Genomic DNA, 20,466 nt, shown 5'->3' with positions numbered 1-20,466 from the left:
CCCGGAGCGTCCTCCCGGACTGACACTGGTGTCCCACGAGGGCAAGCCCTACCGCTTCGACCCGGGCGCACTCTGCCTCGAACTGCTGACGACCGGAGGACCCGGCGCCTTCGCGCGCTGGGAGGTGCTGCACGAGCCCGCCGACCTGATGGACTGGGTCGACCGCAGCCGGCTCCCGGACGGGCTGGACCTGACCGTGGACCGGACGGACGTGGCACGGGCCAGGACCCTGCGCGACGCCCTCTTCCTCCTCACCGCCGACCGTGCCCACGGACAGCCGCTCCACCCCGGTCACCTGGACGCCGTCAACGCCGCGGCGGCCGAGGCCCCGCTCGTCACCCGCCTCGAACCGGACGGCACTCGCGGCTGGGCCCCGGGAGCCACGGGCGCCCGCCTGCTGGCCACGGTGGCGCGCGACGCGATCGAGCTGTTCACCGGTCCCTACGCGGACCGCATCCGCGAGTGCGGCGCCCACGACTGCCGTCTGTTGTTCGTCGACACCTCACGCCCCGGCCGCCGCCGCTGGTGTGCGATGGAACACTGCGGCAACCGGGAGAAGGTCCGGGCGCACCGCGCGCGACGGGCACCGGAGCAGCGCTGACCCGGTGCCCCGCGGGGAGCTAGGGCTTCGTCGCCCTGGCGTCGCGCTGCTCGGTCGTGTCGGGGGAAGCGGGGGCCGGCGCCCCGGAGGCCACGATCCCCTGCTCCCGCGCGGCGGCGTCCCCCTTGACCGGCGGTGCACCGGCGCCCGCCCGGTCCAGCTGCTCCCGCAGTGCCCGCGCGGACCGGCGGGCCGTGCGCAACGCGTCCCAGGTGAGCAGCGTCAGCGCCAGCCAGACCAGCCCGAAACCGGCCCAGCGCTCGGGCGGCATGGCCTCGCCGAAGTACAGGACGCCGAGCACGAACTGGAAGACCGGCGCCAGGTACTGCAGCAGCCCCAGCGTGGACAGCGGCACGCGGATCGCCGACGCGCCGAAGCAGACCAGGGGGATCGCGGTGACGACGCCGGTCGCGGCGAGCAGGGCCGAGTGCCCGAGACCCTCCGTGGTGAAGGTCGACTCGCCCCGCGAGCCCAGCCACAGCAGGAAGCCGAGCGCCGGCAGGAACTGGATCGCCGTCTCGGCGGCCAACGACTCGACACCACCGAGGTTGACCTTCTTCTTCACCAGGCCGTAGGTGGCGAAGGAGAAGGCGAGGCAGAGCGAGATCCACGGCGGCTGGCCGTAGCCGATGGTGAGGACGAGCACCGCCGCGAAGCCGGTGGCGACCGCCGCCCACTGCGCGGGCCGCAGCCGCTCCTTGAGCAGCAGCACGCCCATCGCGATGGTGACCAGCGGGTTGATGAAGTACCCGAGCGAGGCCTCGACGACATGGCCGCTGTTCACGGCCCAGATGTAGACGCCCCAGTTGACGGTGATGACCGCGGCGGCCACCGTCACCAGGGCGAGCCGGCGCGGCTGCCGCAGCAGCTCGCCGGCCCAGGCCCAGCGCCGTACGAAGAGCAGGGCGACGGCGACGAAGACGAGGGACCACACCATCCGGTGGGCGAGGATCTCACCGGCCCCGGCGGGCTTGAGCAGCGGCCAGAACAGGGGAACGAGACCCCACATCCCGTACGCCGCGACGCCGTTCAGCAGGCCTATGCGCTGATCACTCCTGGACGACCCGGCCACGGGCACCTCCTTCTCGCACACGGCATGCCGGGGACGGGAGGCATGCCAGGACGAAGGTAGCGTCGTACCCCGCCGCCTGTCATGCCCGTATCGGAATACGGTCATGACAGGCGAAGTGGAAGCGGGAGGGCGAGGTCAGCCCTTGAGGGCGGCGGCGACGGCCTCCGCGAGCGGCGTCGTCGGGCGGCCGGTCAGCCGGGACAGATCGCCGGTGGAGACGACCAGCTCGCCCTTGGCGATGGCGGCTTCCGCGCCCGCGAGGATGTCCGCGAGCGGCCCGGGCACCCCGGCGCCGGTCAGGATGCCGGTGTACGCCTCGACGGAAACGGGGTTGTAGACGATCTCCTTGCCCGTCTGCCGGCTCAGCTCGGCCGCGTACTCGGCGAAGCTCCAGGCCTCGTCGCCGCCCAGCTCGTACGCGGTGTTCTCGTGACCCTCGCCGGTGAGTACGGCGACGGCGGCGGCCGCGTAGTCGGCGCGGGAGGCGGAGGAGACCCGGCCCTCGCCGGCCGCCTGGACGACGGCGCCGTGCTCCAGGACCGGGGCGAGCTGCTCGGTGTAGTTCTCGTGGTACCAGCCGTTGCGCAGCAGCACGTACGGCACGCCCGAGCCGACCAGTACCTCCTCGGTGGCGCGGTGGTCGTCGGCGAGCGCGGCCTCGAGGCTGCTGGGGGCGCTGGTGTAGGCGAGCAGGGCGACGCCGGCCTTCTTCGCCGCGTCGATCACGCTCGTGTGCTGCCGCACGCGGCCCTTGTCGAACTCGTTTCCGGAGATCAGCAGAACCCGGTCGCCGGCCGCGAACAGGTCGTCGAAGGTCTCGGGGGAGCTGTAGTCGGCGACCGCGAGCCGTACGCCGCGGGCGGCGAGGTCGGCGCCCTTGTCGCGGTCCCGGACGACGGCGGTGACCTGGTCGGCCGGCACCTTCTCCAGCAGTTGCCGCACGACGTGGCGGCCGAGGTGTCCGGTGGCTCCGGTGACGACGATGCTCATGGTTTCAGTGCTCCTTGTGGGGGTGCGTTGTCACCGACCCTAGGAGCTGCGCTAACTGATGGAAAGTGCCCACTTTGAAGTAAGGTACTTACCTTTACGTAAGCCGGAGGGGCCCGGACGGCATGCGCATGCGTCCGGGCCCCTGGCGTGCTGTGAACGGCGGTCCTGTCAGCCGACGACCGTCCAGGTGTCGTTGCCGGCGAGCAGCGCGGCGAGGTCGCCCTTGCCGTTCTGCTCGACGGCGGTGTCGAGCTGCTCGGACATGAGCGTGTCGTAGACCGGCCGCTCGACCGAGCGCAGCACGCCGATCGGCGTGTGGTGCAGGGTGTCCGGGTCGGCGAGGCGGGAGAGCGCGAAGGCCGTGGTCGGGGACGCGGCGTGGGCGTCGTGGATCAGGATGTCCGCCTCGTTGTCCGCGGTGACGTCGACGACCTCCAGGTCACCGGTCCGCGGATCCCGTACGACACCCTTGGCGCCTCCCCCACTCTCGGCTTCGCTCGAGCGGGAGGTGCCCCCACCGCCGAAACGGATCGGCTGCCCGTGCTCCAGGCGGATCACCGCCTCCTCGGCCTGCTCCTTGTCCTTGAGGGCGTCGAAGGCGCCGTCGTTGAAGATGTTGCAGTTCTGGTAGATCTCGATCAGGGCCGTCCCCGGGTGCTCGGCGGCCTGCCGCAGGACCTCGGTGAGGTGCTTGCGGTCCGAGTCGACGGTCCGGGCGACGAAGGACGCCTCCGCGCCGAGGGCCAGCGAGACCGGGTTGAAGGGCGCGTCCAGCGAACCCATCGGAGTCGACTTGGTGATCTTGCCGACCTCGGAGGTCGGGGAGTACTGGCCCTTCGTCAGGCCGTAGATCCGGTTGTTGAACAGCAGGATCTTGAGGTTGACGTTGCGGCGCAGGGCGTGGACGAGGTGGTTGCCGCCGATGGAGAGCGCGTCGCCGTCGCCGGTGACGACCCACACGCTCAGGTCGCGGCGCGAGGCGGCGAGCCCGGTGGCGATGGCGGGGGCCCGGCCGTGGATGGAGTGCATCCCGTAGGTGTTCATGTAGTACGGGAAGCGGGAGGAGCAGCCGATGCCGGAGACGAAGACGATGTTCTCCTTCGCCAGCCCGAGCTGGGGCATGAAGCCCTGCACGGCGGCGAGGATGGCGTAGTCGCCGCAGCCGGGGCACCAGCGCACTTCCTGATCGGACTTGAAGTCCTTCATGGACTGCTTGCCCTCGGCCCTGGGGACGAGCTGGAGCAGTGCGTTGGTGTCAGCCATCGATGGCCTCCTTCAGGACCGTGGCGAGCTGTTCCGCCTTGAACGGCATCCCGTTGACCTGGTTGTACGACTGGGCGTCGACCAGGTACTTCGCGCGGATCAGGGTGGCGAGCTGACCGAGGTTCATCTCCGGGACCACCACCTTGTCGTACCGCTGCAACACCGCGCCGAGATTGGCCGGGAAGGGGTTGAGGTGACGCAGGTGGGCCTGGGCGATCTCCTCGCCGGCGGTGCGCAGCCGGCGCACGGCGGCGGTGATCGGCCCGTATGTCGAGCCCCAGCCCAGCACCAGCGTGCTCGCGCCGTCCGGGTCGTCGACCTCCAGGTCGGGGACGTCGATGCCGTCGACCTTGGCCTGCCGGGTGCGGACCATGAAGTCGTGGTTGGCCGGGTCGTAGGAGATGTTCCCGGTGCCGTCCTGCTTCTCGATGCCGCCGATCCGGTGCTCGAGACCGGGCGTGCCCGGCACCGCCCAGGGCCGGGCGAGGGTGTGCGGGTCACGCTTGTACGGCCAGAACACCTCGGTGCCGTCGTCCAGGGTGTGGTTGGGCCCCTGTGCGAACCGCACCGCCAGGTCCGGCAGTTCGTCCGGCTCGGGGATCCGCCACGGTTCGGATCCGTTGGCGAGGTAGCCGTCGGAGAGGAGGAAGACCGGCGTCCGGTAGGCCAGCGCGATCCGCGCGGCCTCCAGGGCGGCGTCGAAGCAGTCGGCCGGGGTGCGCGGGGCGACGACCGGGACCGGCGCCTCGCCGTTGCGCCCGTACATCGCCTGCAGCAGGTCGGCCTGCTCGGTCTTGGTCGGCAGACCGGTGGAGGGACCGCCGCGCTGGATGTCGACCACCAGCAGGGGCAGCTCCAGGCTCACCGCGAGCCCGATCGTCTCGCTCTTGAGCGCCACACCCGGGCCGGAGGTGGTGGTCACCGCCAGCGAGCCGCCGAAGGCCGCGCCGAGCGCCGCGCCGATCCCCGCGATCTCGTCCTCGGCCTGGAACGTGCGCACGCCGAAGTTCTTGTGCCGGCTCAGCTCGTGCAGGATGTCGGACGCCGGGGTGATCGGGTACGAACCCAGGAAGAGCGGCAGGTCCGCCTGCCGGGACGCGGCGATCAGGCCGTAGGCCAGGGACAGGTTGCCGGAGATGTTGCGGTAGGTGCCGGGCGGGAACGCAGTCGCCGCCGGCGCCACCTCGTAGGAGACCGCGAAGTCCTCGGTGGTCTCACCGAAGTTCCAGCCCGCGCGGTAGGCCGCGATGTTGGCCGCGGCGATGTCGGGCTTCTTCGCGAACTTCGACTTCAGGAACTTCTCCGTGCCCTCGGTGGGCCGGTGGTACATCCAGCTCAGCAGCCCGAGCGCGAACATGTTCTTGGAGCGCTCGGCCTCCTTGCGGCTGAGGTCGAACTCCCCCAGCGCCTCGACGGTCAGCGTGGTCAGCGGCACCGGATGCAGGCGGTAGCCGTCGAGGGAACCGTCCTCCAGCGGAGAGGTGTCGTAGCCGACCTTCTGCATCGCCCGCTTGGTGAACTCGTCCGTGTTGACGATGATCTCCGCGCCGCGCGGCAGGTCGCCGACGTTCGCCTTCAGCGCGGCCGGGTTCATCGCCACCAGCACGTTGGGCGCGTCGCCCGGCGTGAGGATGTCGTGGTCGGCGAAGTGCAGCTGGAAGGACGAGACGCCCGGCAGGGTGCCGGCGGGTGCCCGGATCTCGGCCGGGAAGTTCGGCAGCGTCGACAGATCGTTGCCGAACGACGCCGTTTCCGAGGTGAAGCGGTCGCCGGTGAGCTGCATCCCGTCGCCCGAGTCCCCCGCGAACCGGATGATCACCCGGTCGAGCCGGCGGACGTCCTTCGTCCCGGCCGGTTTGCGCTGCGCTCCCACGACGGTCTCGTCGGTTCCGTCGGTCTGCTCCGCTGGGCTGCTGACCTGGCTGGTCACTTACTGGACCTCCCTCGGGACGGCTGTCCGGGGACTGGTCTTCCACCGACCGTCCCAGGATCAACCCTACGTCCGCACGCCATGACTTCCGGTGGACATTCGCATGTTGGACACGACTTCGAGAAGGCCCGCAGCCCTGCAATTCCAAGGCTTCCCGCCCCTGGCACGTACGAGGACGCACCCCTGCCGCCCTCCGGTTTCTCATTCGTCCGGATGAGCGTCCGCGTCACCGGGCCGGGCCGGTGCTTCCGAGGCGTGGGCCGCTGATGTCAGGAATTGAGATACGTGAGGACGGCGAGCACCCTGCGGTGATCACCGTCGCTGGGGGACAGGCCGAGCTTCATGAAGATGTTGCTGACGTGCTTCTCGACGGCCCCGTCGCTCACGACGAGCTGCCGGGCGATCGCCGAATTGGTCCGGCCCTCGGCCATGAGCCCCAGCACCTCCCGCTCCCGCGGGGTCAGCCCCGCCAGCACGTCCTGCTTGCGGCTGCGCCCGAGCAGCTGCGCGACCACTTCCGGGTCCAGCGCCGTACCGCCCTGCGCCACGCGCACCACCGCGTCCACGAACTCCCGCACCTCGGCCACCCGGTCCTTGAGCAGATAGCCGACGCCCCGACTGGAACCGGCCAGCAGCTCCGTCGCGTACCGCTCCTCCACGTACTGGGACAGCACCAGCACGCCGAGACCGGGATGTGCCTTGCGCAGCCGCACCGAGGCCCGCACCCCTTCGTCGGTGTGCGTCGGCGGCATCCGTACGTCCGCCACCACGACGTCCGGCAGCTCGCCCTGCGCGTCCAGCTCGGTGATGGTCTTGATCAGTGCCTCACCGTCGCCGACACCGGCCACGACCTCGTGCCCGCGGTCGGTCAGCAACCGGGTCAGCCCCTCTCGGAGCAGCACTGAATCCTCGGCGATGACCACCCGCACCCTGTCCTCCACGATCTTCGGCCCCCCACAGCCCGTGCACCTCACGGTCCGCGCGGCCCGCGCCGCGTCCACGAACCGTCCGTGCGACAGGTCCAGCATTCCAGCATCCGAGGCCGGACGCCTTCAGGCAACGGAAAAGGGATCGGGAAGTCCTGAGGGCCGGTCCGGGTTCGGCCGCTCGATGGCCGGTTCCCGATCACGCCGCCCCAGCCCCGGTGGCCTGGGGGAGGGGGCCGGGTGGACCGGTCGGCGGTACCTGCGCCCGGCCCGGGACGAGCGCTGGGCGGGCGCAGTGCGCAGTGCGGATCAGTCGGTGACCGGCTCGTTCCGCCACGGCAGCTCCGCCGTGATCCGCGTCGGCCCGCCGGCCGGCGAGTCCACCACGAGAATCCCGTCCACCGCGTCGAGCCGCTCCGCGAGACCGGCCAGACCGGAACCGGCCGACGCGTTCGCGCCGCCCACGCCGTTGTCCACGACCTGGAGCATCAGCCGGTTCTCCACCCGCCACACCTCCACCGCGGCCGACGTGGCCCGCGCGTGCTTGCTGATGTTCTGGAGCAGCTCCGAGACCGTGAAGTAGGCGATGCCCTCGATCGCCGACGCCGGCCGCTCCGCCAGGTCGACCTCCACCCGCACCGGCACGGTGCAGCGCGAGGCGACCGCCGACAGCGCCGCGTCCAGACCGCGGTCGGTCAGGACCGCGGGGTGGATGCCCCGAGCCAGATCCCGCAGTTCCTGGAGTGCCGTCTTCACCTCGCCGTGCGCCTCGTCCACCATGACGGCCGCGGCCCGCGGGTCCTCCTTCAGCTTCTCCTTGGCCAGTCCCAGATCCATGGCGAGGTTGACCAGCCGGGCCTGTGCCCCGTCGTGCAGGTCGCGCTCGATGCGCCGCAGGTCGGCCGCGGCCGTGTCGACCACGACCCCCCGGTCCGACTCCAGCTCCACGACCCGCGTCGCCAGTCGCGACGGCCCGAGCAGCCCGTGGACCATGACCCGGTCCACCGTCGTCAGCGCCCGCACCAGCCACGGCGTCGCCAGGGTGAACAGCAGCCCGATCAGCGCCGTAACGGTGATCTCGAAGGGGTTGTCCAGGTAGATCCGGTGCGTCTCGTCGCCGTACAGCTGGAGCCCGTCCTGGCCAGCGTACATGGGGAACACCCAGAACCACAGCGGGTACGTCAGCATCGCCCACCCGAACGCCCAGACGTTCAAGGCGACGACGAACGAGAACACCGACCACGGGAACTGCAGCAGCGCGTACAGCAGGCTCCGCCAGGAAGCGCCGCTCTTGAGCACGGCCCCCATCCAGCCCATCGCGCCCCGCTTCCTCAGCCGCAGCGGTTCGGGGTCGGACACCCGCAGTCCCAGCAGGGCGCGGGCCCGCGCCCGCTCCATCGCCCCGAAGCCCCGGCACCCGGCGAGCGCGGCCGCCAGCACCGGCACACCCAGGAACGTCACGAGCAGGCCCGCCCCCAGCGACACCATCGTGACGGCGTAGGTGAAGAGCAGGATGCCGACCGGCAGACCCACCAGGACATAGCCGAACTCCCGCCAGCTGCGCGCCTCGAACGGTGCCCGCAGCCCCGCCGGCAGCCGGTGGCGCCGCGCACCCGTGTCCCCGGGGAAGCCGGACCCGCCCCCGAGTCCGTAACTCTGTCCGTATTCCGTGGCCATCGGTGCCGTCCCTCTCCTCGTCGCCCTACGGCTGTGCTGTCGTAACTCCACCCTCCTCGACCGCACCGCCACGGCCAATGGAGCCCGTCGGCGTCTGCGAAGGGGGGTTTTCCCTACCTCCTGGGTGCGGAGCCGGCCGCGTCGGCCCCCGTGCGGTCGCGCCACGGCAGCTCGGCCGTGACCGTCGTCGGACCGCCTTCCGGAGAGTCGACGACGAAGAGTCCGTCGACGGCGGACAGCCGGTCGGCGAGGCCCCTCATCCCCGTACCGCCGTCGAGGCGCGCGCCCCCGTGGCCGTCGTCCTCCACCTGTATGAGCAGTCGGTCTGACGACCGCCACACCTCCACGGACGCCGACCTCGCCCCGCTGTGTTTGCTGACGTTCTGGAGCAGCTCCGAGACGGTGAAGTAGGCGATGCCCTCGATGGCGGCCGCGGGGCGCTCCGTCAGGTCGACGGCCACCTTGACCGGCACGGTGCAGCGGGAGGCGACCGAGGAGAGCGCCGCGTCCAGGCCCCGGTCGGTCAGGACGGCGGGGTGGATGCCGCGGGCCAGGTCCCGCAGCTCCTGCAGGGCCAGCTTCACCTCGCCGTGCGCCTCGTCGACCATGGCCGCCGCCGCGTCGGGGTCCTCCAGGAGCTTCTCCTTGGCCAGGCCGAGACCCATGGCGAGGTTGACCAGGCGGGCCTGTGCCCCGTCGTGCAGGTCGCGCTCGATGCGCCGCAGGTCGGCCGCGGCCGTGTCGACCACGACCCCCCGGTCCGACTCCAGCTCGGCGATCCGCCGCTCCAGCTCGTCGGACGGCGACAGCAGCCCGCGCACCATCGCCCGGTCGACGTTCGCCAGGCCCCGCGCGATGAACGGCAGCACCGGCCACAGCACGAACAACGACGTCAGCGTCACGACGAAAGTGAGAACGCCCCAGGGAAACCGGATGAAGTCGTACAAAACCGTGCGCCAGCCCACCGGGTCCTTCAAGGACATCCACAACTGTGCGAAGAAGCCGCGCTCACCCCTCAACGGCAGCGGGCTCGGCTCGTCCACCCGCACCCCGAGCAGCGCCCGGGCCCGCGCCCGCTCCAGCTTGCCCAACTGCCGCGCGCCCAGCAGGCCGGCCGCCAGAAGCGGGAGCCCGATCACCGTGACCGTCAGTCCGATGCCCACGGACAGCATCGTCACGACGTAGGTGAATCCGAGCAGCGCCGCCGGGAAGTTCGCCAGCAGGTGGGCGATCTCCTTCCAGGTGTGCCGGTCGTAGGCGAAACGGGCCGGCGGCAGGCGGTCGCCGGCCGCCACGCCGGTGGTCCAGGCGGGGCTCGATGTCGAGACGCGTTCGGTCATACACGTCAGCGTGCCGTGCGGCGCGGCGCCGCGCCATGAGGTGGACCGCCGGGACGCACTGAGGAAAACCCCACCCCGCGTCTCAACGTACGACGGGCTGCTTACCGTCTCTTTATCAGGCCCTAGACTCCCGTGCGTACAGATCGTCGAACGTCAGCGTTCACGACGTTCACGACGTCCACGACAGGGAGCGAGGGGCGCACGTGCCGGAACCGACCGTCGGCGACGCGACCGCCGGCGCCGTGACCAACACCGATGCGACCGTCGGGCTCGCCGCTGACTACTTCCGGTCCTACTCGGTCGTCGGCCTGCTCGCCGTCGTGGGGGTGCTCTTCGTCGCCGTGGCTTTCGGTGCCGGGCGTCTGCTGCGACCCGTGGTCCCGACGCCCGAGAAGCTGCTCACCTACGAGTGCGGCGTCGACCCCGTGGGGGAGGGCTGGGCACACACCCAGGTCCGCTACTACGTCTACGCCTTCCTCTACGTCATCTTCGCCGTCGACTCGATCTTCCTCTTCCCCTGGGCGACGGTCTTCGCCGACCCTGGTTATGGCGCCACGACCCTTGTGGAGATGTTCATCTTCCTCGGATTCCTCGCCGTGGGCCTGTTGTACGCATACAAGAAGGGCGTCCTGTCGTGGACGTGAACCCCTCCGATCCCGCACCCGTGCCGCTGCCCGAGCCCAAGAGGCTGGGCACGCTCGCGCGCCTCGCCCCGGAGCCGATGAAGGTCGTCCTGAACTGGGGCCGCCGCTACTCGCTCTGGGTCTTCAACTTCGGCCTCGCCTGCTGCGCGATCGAGTTCATCGCCGCGTCCATGGCCCGACACGACTTCATCCGGCTCGGCGTCATCCCGTTCGCGCCCGGTCCTCGCCAGGCCGACCTGATGGTCGTCTCGGGCACGGTGACCGACAAGATGGCGCCGGCAGTCAAGCGCCTGTACGAGCAGATGCCCGAGCCGAAGTACGTCATCTCCTTCGGTGCCTGTTCCAACTGCGGCGGCCCCTACTGGGACTCCTACTCCGTGACCAAGGGCGTCGACCAGATCATCCCCGTCGACGTCTACGTTCCCGGCTGCCCGCCGCGCCCCGAGGCGCTGCTCCAGGGGATCCTCAAGCTCCAGGAGAAGATCGCACGGGAGTCCCTGGGGGAGCGGTACGGCTCTTCGCCCCGGCCGTCGACGGCCGCGCTGCGGAGCGGCCCGGTACGACCGCCTGCTCCGTCGTCCGACGCGGAGGAGGGGCGATGACCGCGGTCGGCTGGCTGCCCGCCGACGCCGAGGAACTCTTCGGTACGGACGCCACGGCAGAGGAGTCGTACGACCTCCTGACCGTCGACGTGCCGTCCACGTCCTGGATCTCCGCCCTGGAGACGGCGCGTGACCGGCTGGGCTGCACGTACTTCGACTGGCTGAGCGCGGTCGACGAACCGGGCACCGGTTTCCGCGTCGCCGCACATGTCGCCGCACTGGGGCGGCCGGTACGCCGGCTGCTGCTGCGTACGACCGTCCCGCACGAGGCCCCGGTCCTGCCCACCGCCGTGGGGGTGTACGCGGGCGCGGCCTGGCACGAACGCGAGACCCACGAGATGTTCGGTGTCGCCTTCGAGGACCACCCCGCCCTCGACCACCTGCTCCTGCCGGAGGGCTTCGAGGGCCACCCGCTGCGCAAGGACTTCGTCCTCGCCGCACGCGTCGCCAAGGCCTGGCCCGGGGCCAAGGAGCCCGGCGAGTCCGACCACGGCGGTCCCCGTCGCCGCCAGATGCTGCCGCCGGGTGTCCCCGACCCCAACGAGTGGGGCCCGCTGAAGGGCCAGCTGCCTCCCGCTCCGGCCCGCCCGGCACGAGGCGCGGGACGTGCGGCGGGGGAGCGCCCGGTACGCGCGGCAGGCGAACGCCCGGCCCGGCGGGCCCGTACGGCCGCCGAGGGCTCCGTCGGCCAGTCGGCGCCCGGTACCGAGACCCCGGCCGCGCCGCGCCGCTCCCGTACGGCCGCCGAGGGCTCGGTCGGCCAGACCTCCCCGGCCGACGAGCCGACGGCCGCACCGGCGCCGCGGCGGTCGCGCAGTGCGGGCCAGGGATCCGCGTCCCAGCGAGCAGCCGGCCCGACGGACGGGCCCACCGCCGACACGGCTGCCGGGCAGCGGGACGCCGCCGGTACCGGCCGCCCCCGGCGTACCCGGAGTGCGTCGCAGGGCTCGGCCGGCCAGCGGGAAGCCTCGGACGCCGGGCAGCCGGACGACACGGGTTCCGGCAGCGCCCCCCGGGGCGGCGACGGGACCGGCACCGCCTCCTCGCCTGCCGAGGATCCGGCCCCGAAGCCGGCGCCCTCGACACCGCGCAGCCCGGACGCCCCGTGGCATCACGCCCGTCCGGCGTTCGGCGAGCCCTCCGAGGCCCAGGAGCCGACAGCTTCCGAGGAGTCACCGGACACTCCCGACGGGGCAGAGGCTCCCGGCGGGTCAGAGGCTCCCGGCGGGTCAGAGGCTCCCAGCGGGTCAGAGGCTCCCAGCGGGCCGGGCACGCCCGAGGAGCCGGGCACCCCCGAGGACCCGGGCGCTTCCGAGGCGTCCGACACCGCCGGCGACACCGATGTCCCCGAGAACCCCCCGAACTCTCCAGGAGGCCCGCAGTGAACGACGCGCTCGACGTCACCCTGCGCCTCCTGATCGTCTTCGTCGTCTTCCTCGCCCTCCCCCTGATCGTCGGCCAGACCGAGCACAAGGTGATGGCACACATGCAGGGCCGCCTGGGCCCGATGTACGCGGGCGGCTTCCACGGCTGGGCCCAGCTCGTCGCGGACGGCGTGAAGTTCGCGCAGAAGGAGGACGTGGTCCCCGCCGACGCGGACCGCCGCATCTTCCAGCTCGCCCCGGCCGTGGCCCTGCTGCCCTACCTCCTCGTTCTCCTGGCCATCCCCGTCGGGCCCGGAGCGGGCGCGGTCGGTCAGGTCGTCGACGCGGGCGTCTTCTTCGTCCTGGCCGTCATGGGCGTGGGCGTCCTCGGCTCGCTCATGGCCGGCTGGTCCTCCGCGAACAAGTTCTCCCTCCTCGGCGGCCTGCGTACCGCCGCCCAGCTCCTCGCCTACGAACTCCCGATGCTGCTCACCGCCGCCTCCGTGGCGATGGCGGCCGGCACCGTCTCGCTCGTCGGCATCCTCGACGCCTTCGAGTGGTGGTGGCTGCCCTGGCAGATCGTCGGCGCGGTCGTCTTCTTCGTCGCCGGGCTGGCCGAACTGCAGCGACCCCCGTTCGACATGCCGGTCGCCGATTCTGAGATCATCTTCGGCGCCTACACCGAGTACACCGGCCTGCGCTTCGCCCTGTTCCTCCTCGCCGAGTACGCCGGAATCGTCGTCCTGTGCGGTCTGACCACCGTCCTCTTCCTTGGCGGCTGGCACGGCCCCTGGGGCGCCGACGGCCTCGGCTGGGTCTGGACCCTGCTGAAGGCGGCCGTCCTCGCCTTCGTCGTGATCTGGCTGCGCGTGACCTACCCGCGCCTGCGCGAGGACCAGCTCCAGAGACTGTCGTGGACGCTCCTCGTCCCCCTCTCCCTCGCCCAGATCGCCCTCACCGGCATCGTCAAGGTGGTGATCCAGTAACCATGGCCGCGTCCCGCCCACCCTCCAGGCCCCGCATCCCTGGCTCGGGCCTCGCCAAGGGCCTGGCCGTCACCCTGCGCACGATGACGAAGAAGACCGTCACCGAGCAGTACCCGGACGCCCAGCCGGAGCTGCCGCCCCGCAGCCGCGGTGTGATCGGCCTGTTCGAGGAGAACTGCACGGTCTGCATGCTGTGCGCCCGCGAGTGCCCCGACTGGTGCATCTACATCGACTCCCACAAGGAGACGGTCCCGGCGGCCACCCCCGGCGGACGCGACCGCAGCCGCAACGTCCTCGACCGTTTCGCCATCGACTTCGCCCTGTGCATGTACTGCGGTATCTGCATCGAGGTCTGTCCTTTCGACGCCCTGTTCTGGTCCCCGGAGTTCGAGTACGCCGAGACCGACATCCGCGACCTCACCCACGAGCGCGACAAGCTGCGCGAGTGGATGTGGACCGTGCCGGCCCCGCCCGCCCTCGACCCCGGCGCGGAGGAGCCCAAGGAAGTCGCCGCCGCACGCAAGGCCGCCGACAAACTCGCCGCGCAGCAGCAGACGGACCAGCCGGGGCAGGAGGACCGGACATGACCCTCGCAGCGACCGTCGGCCACCTCACCGCGTACGCGCACCCCACGACCACCGCCGCCGCATCCCGGGGATTCCTGTCCCCGACCGGTGTCGAGATCGCCTTCCTCCTCGTCGGCCTGGTCACCTTCGGAGCCGCCGTCGTCACCGTCACCACCCGTCAGCTCGTCCACGCGGCGCTCTGGCTGGTGGTGGCCCTCGGCGGCCTGGCCGTCGAATACCTGTTGCTCACCGCCGAGTTCATCGCCTGGGTCCAGGTCCTCATCTATGTCGGTGCCGTCGTCGTCCTGATCCTTTTCGGACTGATGCTCACCAGAGCGCCCATCGGCCGGTCCCCGGACGCCGACTCCGGCAACCGCTGGGCCGCTCTCGCCGTGGCCGTGGCCTCCGCGGCGGCCCTGGTGTGGGTCGTCGTCGACGCCTTCCGCACCACCTGGATCGACCTGGACGGCCCGGCCGCCGGCTCCACCGCCGTCACCGGAGCGAGCCTCTTCCAGAACTGGGTCCTCCCCTTCGAGGCCCTCTCCGTCCTCCTTCTCGCCGCCCTGGTCGGCGCCATCGTGCTGTCCCGCAAGGCCAAGGCGGAACGCGCGACCGACGCTGCCCGGACCGACGCGACGTGGACCGACTCGCGCCGTACTGAACCGCCCCGGACCGCCACCGCCCGGACCGACACGCCCGCCCCCAACGGTCCGGACAAGGACGGTGTCCGCTGATGCACCTCGCCTATCCCGCCGTCCTGTCCGCCCTCCTCTTCTGCACGGGCCTCTACGGCGTCCTGGCCCGCCGCAACGCGATCCTGGTCCTGATGTCGGTCGAGCTGATGCTCAATGCCGTCAACCTCAACCTCGTCGCCTTCGACGTCTGGCTCAGCAGGGCCGCGGAAGAGACCCTGCACTCCGGCCAGGCCCTGACACTGTTCACGATCGCCATCGCCGCCGCCGAGATCGGCATCGGCCTGGCGATCGTCCTCGCCGTCCACCGCAACCGCGGCACCTCGGACATCGACAGGCTCCGCGACACCGCCGAGGGCCACGAGCCGGACGGCCCCGACACCGACACCCCCGCGACCGGGGCGGCCGCCGAGAAGGCTGAGGCCACCGCGTGACCACGACCACCCTCGCCGTACTCGTCCCCCTCCTTCCCTTCCTCGGGGCAGCCGCCGGTCTCCTGCTGGGCCGGTCGGCGCCCGGGTTCGTCCGTCCCCTCGCCGTCCTGCCGACGCCGGCGGCCCTCGTCCTCGCCGTCCTCGTCGCGGCCCGGCAGGGCGGTGACCGGGCCGTCGACGCCGTCACGGAGCTGACACCCACCGGTTCGGTCCCCGTCGAACTCGCCCTGCACATCGACGGCTTCGCCGCCCTCGTCGCCGTCCTGGTCGGCACCGTCGCCACCTGCGTGCAGATCTACTCCACGGGCTATCTGCGCGACGACCCCCGCTACGCCTCGTACGCCGCTCTCGTCTCCCTGTTCACCTCCGCCATGTTCCTCGTCGTCTACTCCGGCGACCTGATGGTGCTGCTGGTCGGCTGGGAAGTCATGGGCATCTGCTCGTACTTCCTGGTCGGCCACTACTGGGAGACCCCGGAGGCGCGCGCGGCCTCCCTCAAGGCCTTCCTGGTCACCAAGCTCGGCGACGTCCCCTTCCTGATCGGCCTGCTGGCGCTGGCGACCGAGGCCGGCTCCTTCCGCATCACCAAGATCCTCGGTGCGGTGGCCAACGGATCGCTCGACCACCCGACGCTGATCGCCCTGCTGCTCCTGGCCGGTGTGGCGGGCAAGTCGGCGCAGTTCCCGCTGCACACCTGGCTCCCCGACGCGATGGCGGGCCCGACGCCCGTCTCCGCGCTGATCCACGCCGCGACGATGGTCGCCGCCGGTGTGTACTTCGTCGCCCGGCTCCTTCCGCTCTTCGAGGCCTCGCGGGCCGCGATGGTCGTCCTCGCCGTCATGGCCGCCGTCACGATGCTCGGCTCCGCACTCGCCGCCCTCGCCCAGGACGACATCAAACGCGTCCTGGCCTACTCGACGATCGGACAGCTCGGGTACATGACCGGCGCCCTCGCCACGGGCGACCGGGGTGCCGCCGTCTTCCACCTCCTGTCCCACGGCGCCTTCAAGGCGCTCCTGTTCCTCGCCGCGGGCGTGATCATCCACGCCGCCGGCACCAACTCGCTGGCCGCCATGTCCCGCATGCGGGGCCTGCGCGACCGCGTCCCGGACGCCTACTGGACGATGACCGTGGCACTGCTCGCGCTCGCCGCGATCCCGCCCTTCAGCGGCTTCTTCTCCAAGGAGTCCGTCCTCGGCGCCGCGGAGCACGTCGCCACCGGCCACACCGAGCACGCACCAGGCGCCGCGGGCTGGACCGTCCTCGTCGCCGGCCTGATCACGGCCCTGCTCACCGCCGCCTACGCGACCCGACTGTGGCTGCTGGCCTTCCGCGGACGAGGCGCCGAGGCTCCCGACCACGGCAGGCAGCCGGTGGTCATGAACGCCGTGCTCTGGGTGCTCGCCGTCCCCTCACTCGCACTGGGCGGGCTCACCTTCCGTCTGCTGCCCGACTGGTTCGACGGCCACGACCTCACCCCGACCCTCACCACCTCCGTGCTCGGCACGGGAGTGGCCCTGGTGGGCGGCATCGTCACCTACGCGGCCTGGCGGCACACCATGGCCCTCGCGGCCCGCACCCCGCTGGGCGCGGTCGCGGCCCACCCCGAGGGCGACGCCGCCCTGGTGGAGGCCGAGGCCATCGCCAGCCACCGGCCCGCCTACGGAGACCTCGCCTCCGCGCCCGACCCGTCCGATCCGGGGCGACTTCTGCTGGGCCCGGTGCACCGGCACGCGGCCGTCGGCTTCCACCTGGACGCGGTGTACACGATCCTCTTCGTCCGCCCGGTCCAGGCCGGAGCGAGCCTCGTCCGGTTCCTCGACCGTGAGGTCGTCGACACCTACGTACGCGCGGCGGGCGTGCTGCCCCGCTTGCTCGGGGCCGCCGTACGACGTGCCCAGACCGGCAATGTGCAGACCTATGTGAGCGCGCTGCTCGCCGGCACCGTCGTCCTCGCGGTCGCCGCCGTCCTCGTCGCCACGGGAGCGTGAGCAGGCGTGATCGATATCAACGAGTCCGTGATGCAGGTCCTTCTCGCGTTCCTCGTCGTCGGCCCGCTCCTCGGTGCCGCCGCCGCCCTTCTGCCCGCCCCGCCCGGACTGAAGGGGAAGTCACCCGAGCAGGCCGTGCTCCGGCACGGTGTCACCGTCACCGGCGCGGTCCTCGTCGCCGCGATCGTCCTCGTGCTCGGCTTCGACCACGACCATCCGTCGAAGATGCAGGCCAGCACGGACATCAGCTGGATCCCCGCACTCGACGTACGCATCCACCTCGGCATCGACGGCATCTCCCTCCCCCTGCTGGTCCTGACCGCGCTGCTGTTCTTCCTCTGCGCGCTCTACTCGTACTTCAAGCCGCGACACGAGCGGCTGACGCCGCGGGCGTCGGGCCCGAGCCCGAAGGCATTCGTCGCGCTGCTGCTCGTCCTGGAGTCCGGCACCCTCGCGACCTTCGCCGTCCTCGATCTGGTCCTGTTCTTCCTGGCCTTCGAGATGGTCCTCATCCCGATGTACTTCCTCATCGCCCGCTGGGGCGGCGAGGGACGGACCGGGGCCGCCTGGAAATTCATCCTCTTCACGCTCCTCGGCTCCGTCGTCATGCTGCTCGGCCTGCTCCTGATCGGAATCACGGCGGGCACATTCGACATGGTGGCACTCGCCACTGACAACGGCCGGTCGCTGACCACATCCGTGCAGGTCACCGCCGTTCTGGCGATCGGGATCGGACTCGCGGTGAAGACCCCGATGTGGCCGCTGCACAGCTGGCTGCCCGACGCCCACACCGCCGCGCCGACCGTGGGCTCTGTCCTGCTGGCCGGTGTCCTGCTGAAGATGGGTACGTACGGGTTCGTCCGGATCCTGCTGCCGGTGGCGCCGGAGGGCTTCCGCACCTTCGCGCCCTACCTCGCCGCCTTCGCCGTCGTCGGCATCATCTACGGGTCCCTGGCCTGCCTGGCCCTCGCCAGAAGAGGCGCGAAGGGCGACCTCAAGCGCCTCATCGCCTACTCCTCCGTCGGCCATATGGGTTTCGTCCTGCTGGGCATCGCGACGATGACTCCGACCGGCGTGAACGGCGCCCTCTTCGCCAACATCGCCCACGGCCTGATCACCGGCCTGCTCTTCTTCGTGGTCGGCGCGCTCAAGGACCGCACCGGAACCACCGACCTCGACACCCTCGCCGAGGAGTCCGGCCACGCCCTGTACGGCAAGGCGCCGCGCCTCGGCGGACTGCTCGCCTTCGCCGCGGTCGCCTCGCTGGGCCTGCCGGGCCTGGCCGGATTCTGGGGCGAGATGCTCGCCCTGTTCGGCGCCTTCGACCCGCACGACGACCTCAGCCGCCCCGCCTTCCTCACCTTCATGGCGATCGCCGCCTTCGGCACCCTGCTGACGGCCGCGTACATGCTGATCGTGGTCCGCCGCGTCTGTATGGGCGCCGTACCGCAGGACGTCCCGCAGCCGCGGTTCGCCGACGTGCGCACGTACGAGTTCGCCGCCTGGGCACCGCTCGTCGTCCTCACCGTCGTCGCCGGACTGTGGCCCAGAACCCTCCTCGGGCTGACCGACCCGGCCGTGCAGCAGCTCCTCTCAGGAGGCACCCGATGAGCTTCCCGGCCCAGCACCTCGCCGAGGCGGCCCAGGCGCAGTCACTGGCCCAGAACCTCGTCCAGTCCGTCGACTGGCTCGCCATCGCGCCGCCCACCATCACGGCGGTCGTCGGACTCGTCGTGCTCGTCACCGACCTGTTCGTCAAGGACACTCGCAAGGCTCTGCTCGGCTGGATCTCGGTCGCCGGGCTCGCCGCCTCCGCCCTCATGCTGCTGCCCCTGGTGAACGACGACCGCTCGACGTTCTGCCTGAGCAGCGAGCCCGGCGTCTGCAGCTACACCGCGGACACCTTCACCCTCGCCATCCAGTTCCTGGTCCTCGGCGGCGCCCTGCTGACCGCCCTCCTGTCCGTCACCGCGGTGAAGGACGCCGACCGGGGACTGCCCGAGGGCGAGTTCTGGTTCCTGCTGCTCTCCTCCGCGGCCGGCGCCGCGCTCCTGCCCGCCTCCCGCGACCTCGCGACGCTCGTCGTCGCCCTGGAGGTCGCCTCCCTGCCCGCCTTCGCCCTCGTCGGCCTCCGGCAGGGCGACCGCAGGTCCTCCGAGGCGGCTCTGAAGTTCTTCCTGTCCTCGGTCACCGCGACCGCGGTCAGCCTCATGGGCATCAGCTTCGTGTACGCCACCACCGGCACCCTCTACCTCACCCAGGTGGCCGACCGCATCCAGCACGTCGACGGGCAGTTCACGACCCTCGCCCAGACCGGCGTCGTCCTCACCCTCGTCGGCTTCGCCTTCAAGACGGCCGCGGTGCCGTTCCACTTCTGGGTGCCCGACACCTACGTGGGCGCGCCCCTGCCGATCGCGGCCTATCTGTCCGTGATCGGCAAGGCGGTCGGCTTCTGCGGCCTCATCCTCGTCACGGTCGTCGCCCTGCCGTCCTACGCCGACGTCTGGGGCCCCGCCCTCGCCGCACTGGCCGCGCTCACGATGACCGTCGGCAACGTCGGAGCCCTCCGGCAGCAGGCCACGCGCGCGTACAGCGCGGTACGCCTGCTCGCCTGGTCGTCCGTCGGTCAGGCCGGCTACCTCCTGGTGCCGATCGCCGCCGCCGCGTACTCCGACGATCCCGAACGTTCGATCGGCTCCACCGTCGCCTACGCGCTCATGTACGCCGCGGTGAACCTCGGTGCCTTCGCGGTGGCCGCGCTCGTGGGCCGCACGAGGGCCCTGAACCGCGTGGCGGACTACCGCGGCCTGTACGCGTCGAACCCCCTCGCCGCCCTGCTCCTGGCCTTCTTCCTGCTCTGCCTCGCCGGGCTGCCGCCCGGCATCATCGGCCTCTTCGCCAAGGTCACGGTGTTCTCCGCGGCCGTCGACGCCGGACTCGGCTGGCTGGCCGTCGTCATGGCCGTCAACGTCGTGATCGCGCTCTTCTACTACCTCCAATGGACGGCACTGCTGTTCCGGGCACCCAAGGAAGCGACCGACGGCCACCGCGCCCCCGCCCCTCTCACGGCCGCGATCACCGTGACCGCGGTCCTCGCCGTCGCCCTCTCCGGAGCACCCCAGCTGATCCTGCGCTTCGCCGACACCGGGCTCTTCTGAACGCAGCCGCCACGGCACGCACGCGTGCGGCACCCGTCCTCCACGCGCGCGTGCCGCCCGCCGCAGCCGTCACCCGTACGGACCACACGCGCCGTGCCGGGCACCGGGGAACTGGTGGCCCTCGCCTGGCGTTGACCAGTACGGAAGGGTCCACTGGACGTGTCACCACGCCACCGGTGGCATCGGAGACCAGGAAGCAACCACAGCGAGCGAGACCAGCAAGCAAAGGG

18 protein-coding genes are annotated in these 20,466 nt (G+C 71.4%); 11 read left to right on the top strand and 7 right to left on the bottom strand.

The features are described 5' to 3' along the window. Nucleotides 1–28: 28 nt before the first annotated feature. Complete coding sequence (locus ABS735_RS33700; RefSeq protein WP_373901378.1) at nt 29–601, top strand: CGNR zinc finger domain-containing protein; 573 nt, start codon at nt 29–31, stop codon at nt 599–601. Nucleotides 602–620: 19 nt separating this feature from the next. Here the strand turns inward: ABS735_RS33700 and rarD are convergent, their stop codons facing one another. From rarD to ABS735_RS33665, 7 genes are all read right to left on the bottom strand, one after another. Beyond that, nucleotides 621–1,673 carry an EamA family transporter RarD gene (rarD, locus tag ABS735_RS33695; protein ID WP_373901380.1) on the bottom strand — a complete coding sequence of 351 codons (1,053 nt, stop codon included), beginning with the start codon at nt 1,671–1,673 and terminating at the stop codon, nt 621–623. 135 nt (nt 1,674–1,808) lie between these two features. Beyond that, the gene (locus tag ABS735_RS33690; RefSeq protein WP_373901382.1) at nt 1,809–2,663 is read right to left on the bottom strand and encodes an SDR family oxidoreductase; all 855 of its coding nucleotides are present in this window, start codon (nt 2,661–2,663) and stop codon (nt 1,809–1,811) included. Between the two features lie 168 nt (nt 2,664–2,831). Continuing rightward, nucleotides 2,832–3,926 (bottom strand): 2-oxoacid:ferredoxin oxidoreductase subunit beta, encoded by a 1,095-nt coding sequence (locus ABS735_RS33685; protein ID WP_373901383.1) that lies wholly within the window; start codon nt 3,924–3,926, stop codon nt 2,832–2,834. Beyond that, nucleotides 3,919–5,856, bottom strand: a complete 1,938-nt coding sequence (locus ABS735_RS33680; RefSeq protein WP_373901384.1) for a 2-oxoacid:acceptor oxidoreductase subunit alpha — start codon at nt 5,854–5,856, stop codon at nt 3,919–3,921. The genes ABS735_RS33685 and ABS735_RS33680 overlap by 8 nt, the downstream gene beginning before the upstream one ends. 269 nt (nt 5,857–6,125) lie before the next feature. Continuing rightward, nucleotides 6,126–6,785: a response regulator transcription factor gene (locus ABS735_RS33675; RefSeq protein WP_007443820.1), complete on the bottom strand. Its 660-nt coding sequence runs from the start codon at nt 6,783–6,785 to the stop codon at nt 6,126–6,128. A 306-nt stretch (nt 6,786–7,091) separates the two neighbouring features. Further along, complete coding sequence (locus ABS735_RS33670) at nt 7,092–8,459, bottom strand: sensor histidine kinase (RefSeq protein ID WP_373901385.1); 1,368 nt, start codon at nt 8,457–8,459, stop codon at nt 7,092–7,094. Between the two features lie 113 nt (nt 8,460–8,572). After that, nucleotides 8,573–9,799, bottom strand: coding sequence for a sensor histidine kinase (locus tag ABS735_RS33665; RefSeq protein WP_373901386.1), 1,227 nt, complete (start codon nt 9,797–9,799; stop codon nt 8,573–8,575). A 203-nt stretch (nt 9,800–10,002) separates the two neighbouring features. On the opposite strand from ABS735_RS33665, the gene ABS735_RS33660 reads away from it, so the two are divergent. From ABS735_RS33660 to ABS735_RS33615, 10 genes are read left to right on the top strand one after another with little or no spacing between them, the layout of a single operon-like run. Then, complete coding sequence (locus tag ABS735_RS33660; RefSeq protein ID WP_373901387.1) at nt 10,003–10,443, top strand: NADH-quinone oxidoreductase subunit A; 441 nt, start codon at nt 10,003–10,005, stop codon at nt 10,441–10,443. Next, entirely contained in the window at nt 10,434–11,045 is a 612-nt protein-coding gene (locus tag ABS735_RS33655; protein ID WP_373901388.1) for an NADH-quinone oxidoreductase subunit B, read from the top strand. The genes ABS735_RS33660 and ABS735_RS33655 overlap by 10 nt, the downstream gene beginning before the upstream one ends. After that, nucleotides 11,042–12,430: an NADH-quinone oxidoreductase subunit C gene (locus ABS735_RS33650; protein WP_373901389.1), complete on the top strand. Its 1,389-nt coding sequence runs from the start codon at nt 11,042–11,044 to the stop codon at nt 12,428–12,430. Before ABS735_RS33655 ends, ABS735_RS33650 begins: the two co-directional genes overlap by 4 nt. Continuing rightward, a complete protein-coding gene (locus tag ABS735_RS33645) occupies nt 12,427–13,395 on the top strand; it encodes a complex I subunit 1/NuoH family protein (RefSeq protein ID WP_373901390.1) in 969 nt (322 codons plus the stop codon). The genes ABS735_RS33650 and ABS735_RS33645 overlap by 4 nt, the downstream gene beginning before the upstream one ends. Before the next feature lie 2 nt (nt 13,396–13,397). Then, nucleotides 13,398–13,982, top strand: coding sequence for a NuoI/complex I 23 kDa subunit family protein (locus ABS735_RS33640; protein ID WP_373901391.1), 585 nt, complete (start codon nt 13,398–13,400; stop codon nt 13,980–13,982). Beyond that, nucleotides 13,979–14,695: an NADH-quinone oxidoreductase subunit J family protein gene (locus ABS735_RS33635; protein ID WP_373901392.1), complete on the top strand. Its 717-nt coding sequence runs from the start codon at nt 13,979–13,981 to the stop codon at nt 14,693–14,695. Before ABS735_RS33640 ends, ABS735_RS33635 begins: the two co-directional genes overlap by 4 nt. Further along, nucleotides 14,695–15,087: an NADH-quinone oxidoreductase subunit NuoK gene (nuoK, locus tag ABS735_RS33630; RefSeq protein WP_373901393.1), complete on the top strand. Its 393-nt coding sequence runs from the start codon at nt 14,695–14,697 to the stop codon at nt 15,085–15,087. Before ABS735_RS33635 ends, nuoK begins: the two co-directional genes overlap by 1 nt. Further along, entirely contained in the window at nt 15,084–17,078 is a 1,995-nt protein-coding gene (locus ABS735_RS33625; RefSeq protein WP_373901395.1) for an NADH-quinone oxidoreductase subunit 5 family protein, read from the top strand. Before nuoK ends, ABS735_RS33625 begins: the two co-directional genes overlap by 4 nt. 6 nt (nt 17,079–17,084) lie before the next feature. Then, on the top strand, nt 17,085–18,689 hold the full coding sequence (locus ABS735_RS33620) for an NADH-quinone oxidoreductase subunit M (protein ID WP_373901396.1): 1,605 nt from the start codon (nt 17,085–17,087) through the stop codon (nt 18,687–18,689). Further along, entirely contained in the window at nt 18,686–20,236 is a 1,551-nt protein-coding gene (locus tag ABS735_RS33615) for an NADH-quinone oxidoreductase subunit N (protein ID WP_373901397.1), read from the top strand. Before ABS735_RS33620 ends, ABS735_RS33615 begins: the two co-directional genes overlap by 4 nt. The last annotated feature ends 230 nt before the right edge of the window (nt 20,237–20,466 follow it).

The sequence above is a fragment of the Streptomyces sp. MMCC 100 genome (assembly GCF_041538145.2).
Classification (GTDB): Bacteria; Actinomycetota; Actinomycetes; order Streptomycetales; family Streptomycetaceae; genus Streptomyces.
This window is presented reverse-complemented; position numbering and strand designations above follow the sequence as displayed.

Excerpts from the sequence above, each read along its gene's own strand:
- ABS735_RS33685 (WP_373901383.1), bottom strand. The coding sequence starts at position 3,926 with ATGGCTGACACCAACGCACTGCTCCAGCTCGTCCCCAGGGCCGAGGGC.
- ABS735_RS33670 (WP_373901385.1), bottom strand. The coding sequence starts at position 8,459 with ATGGCCACGGAATACGGACAGAGTTACGGACTCGGGGGCGGGTCCGGC.
- ABS735_RS33640 (WP_373901391.1), top strand. The coding sequence starts at position 13,398 with ATGGCCGCGTCCCGCCCACCCTCCAGGCCCCGCATCCCTGGCTCGGGC.
- ABS735_RS33650 (WP_373901389.1), top strand. The coding sequence starts at position 11,042 with ATGACCGCGGTCGGCTGGCTGCCCGCCGACGCCGAGGAACTCTTCGGT.
- ABS735_RS33690 (WP_373901382.1), bottom strand. The coding sequence starts at position 2,663 with ATGAGCATCGTCGTCACCGGAGCCACCGGACACCTCGGCCGCCACGTC.
- ABS735_RS33665 (WP_373901386.1), bottom strand. The coding sequence starts at position 9,799 with ATGACCGAACGCGTCTCGACATCGAGCCCCGCCTGGACCACCGGCGTG.
- ABS735_RS33635 (WP_373901392.1), top strand. The coding sequence starts at position 13,979 with ATGACCCTCGCAGCGACCGTCGGCCACCTCACCGCGTACGCGCACCCC.
- ABS735_RS33615 (WP_373901397.1), top strand. The coding sequence starts at position 18,686 with ATGAGCTTCCCGGCCCAGCACCTCGCCGAGGCGGCCCAGGCGCAGTCA.
- nuoK (WP_373901393.1), top strand. The coding sequence starts at position 14,695 with ATGCACCTCGCCTATCCCGCCGTCCTGTCCGCCCTCCTCTTCTGCACG.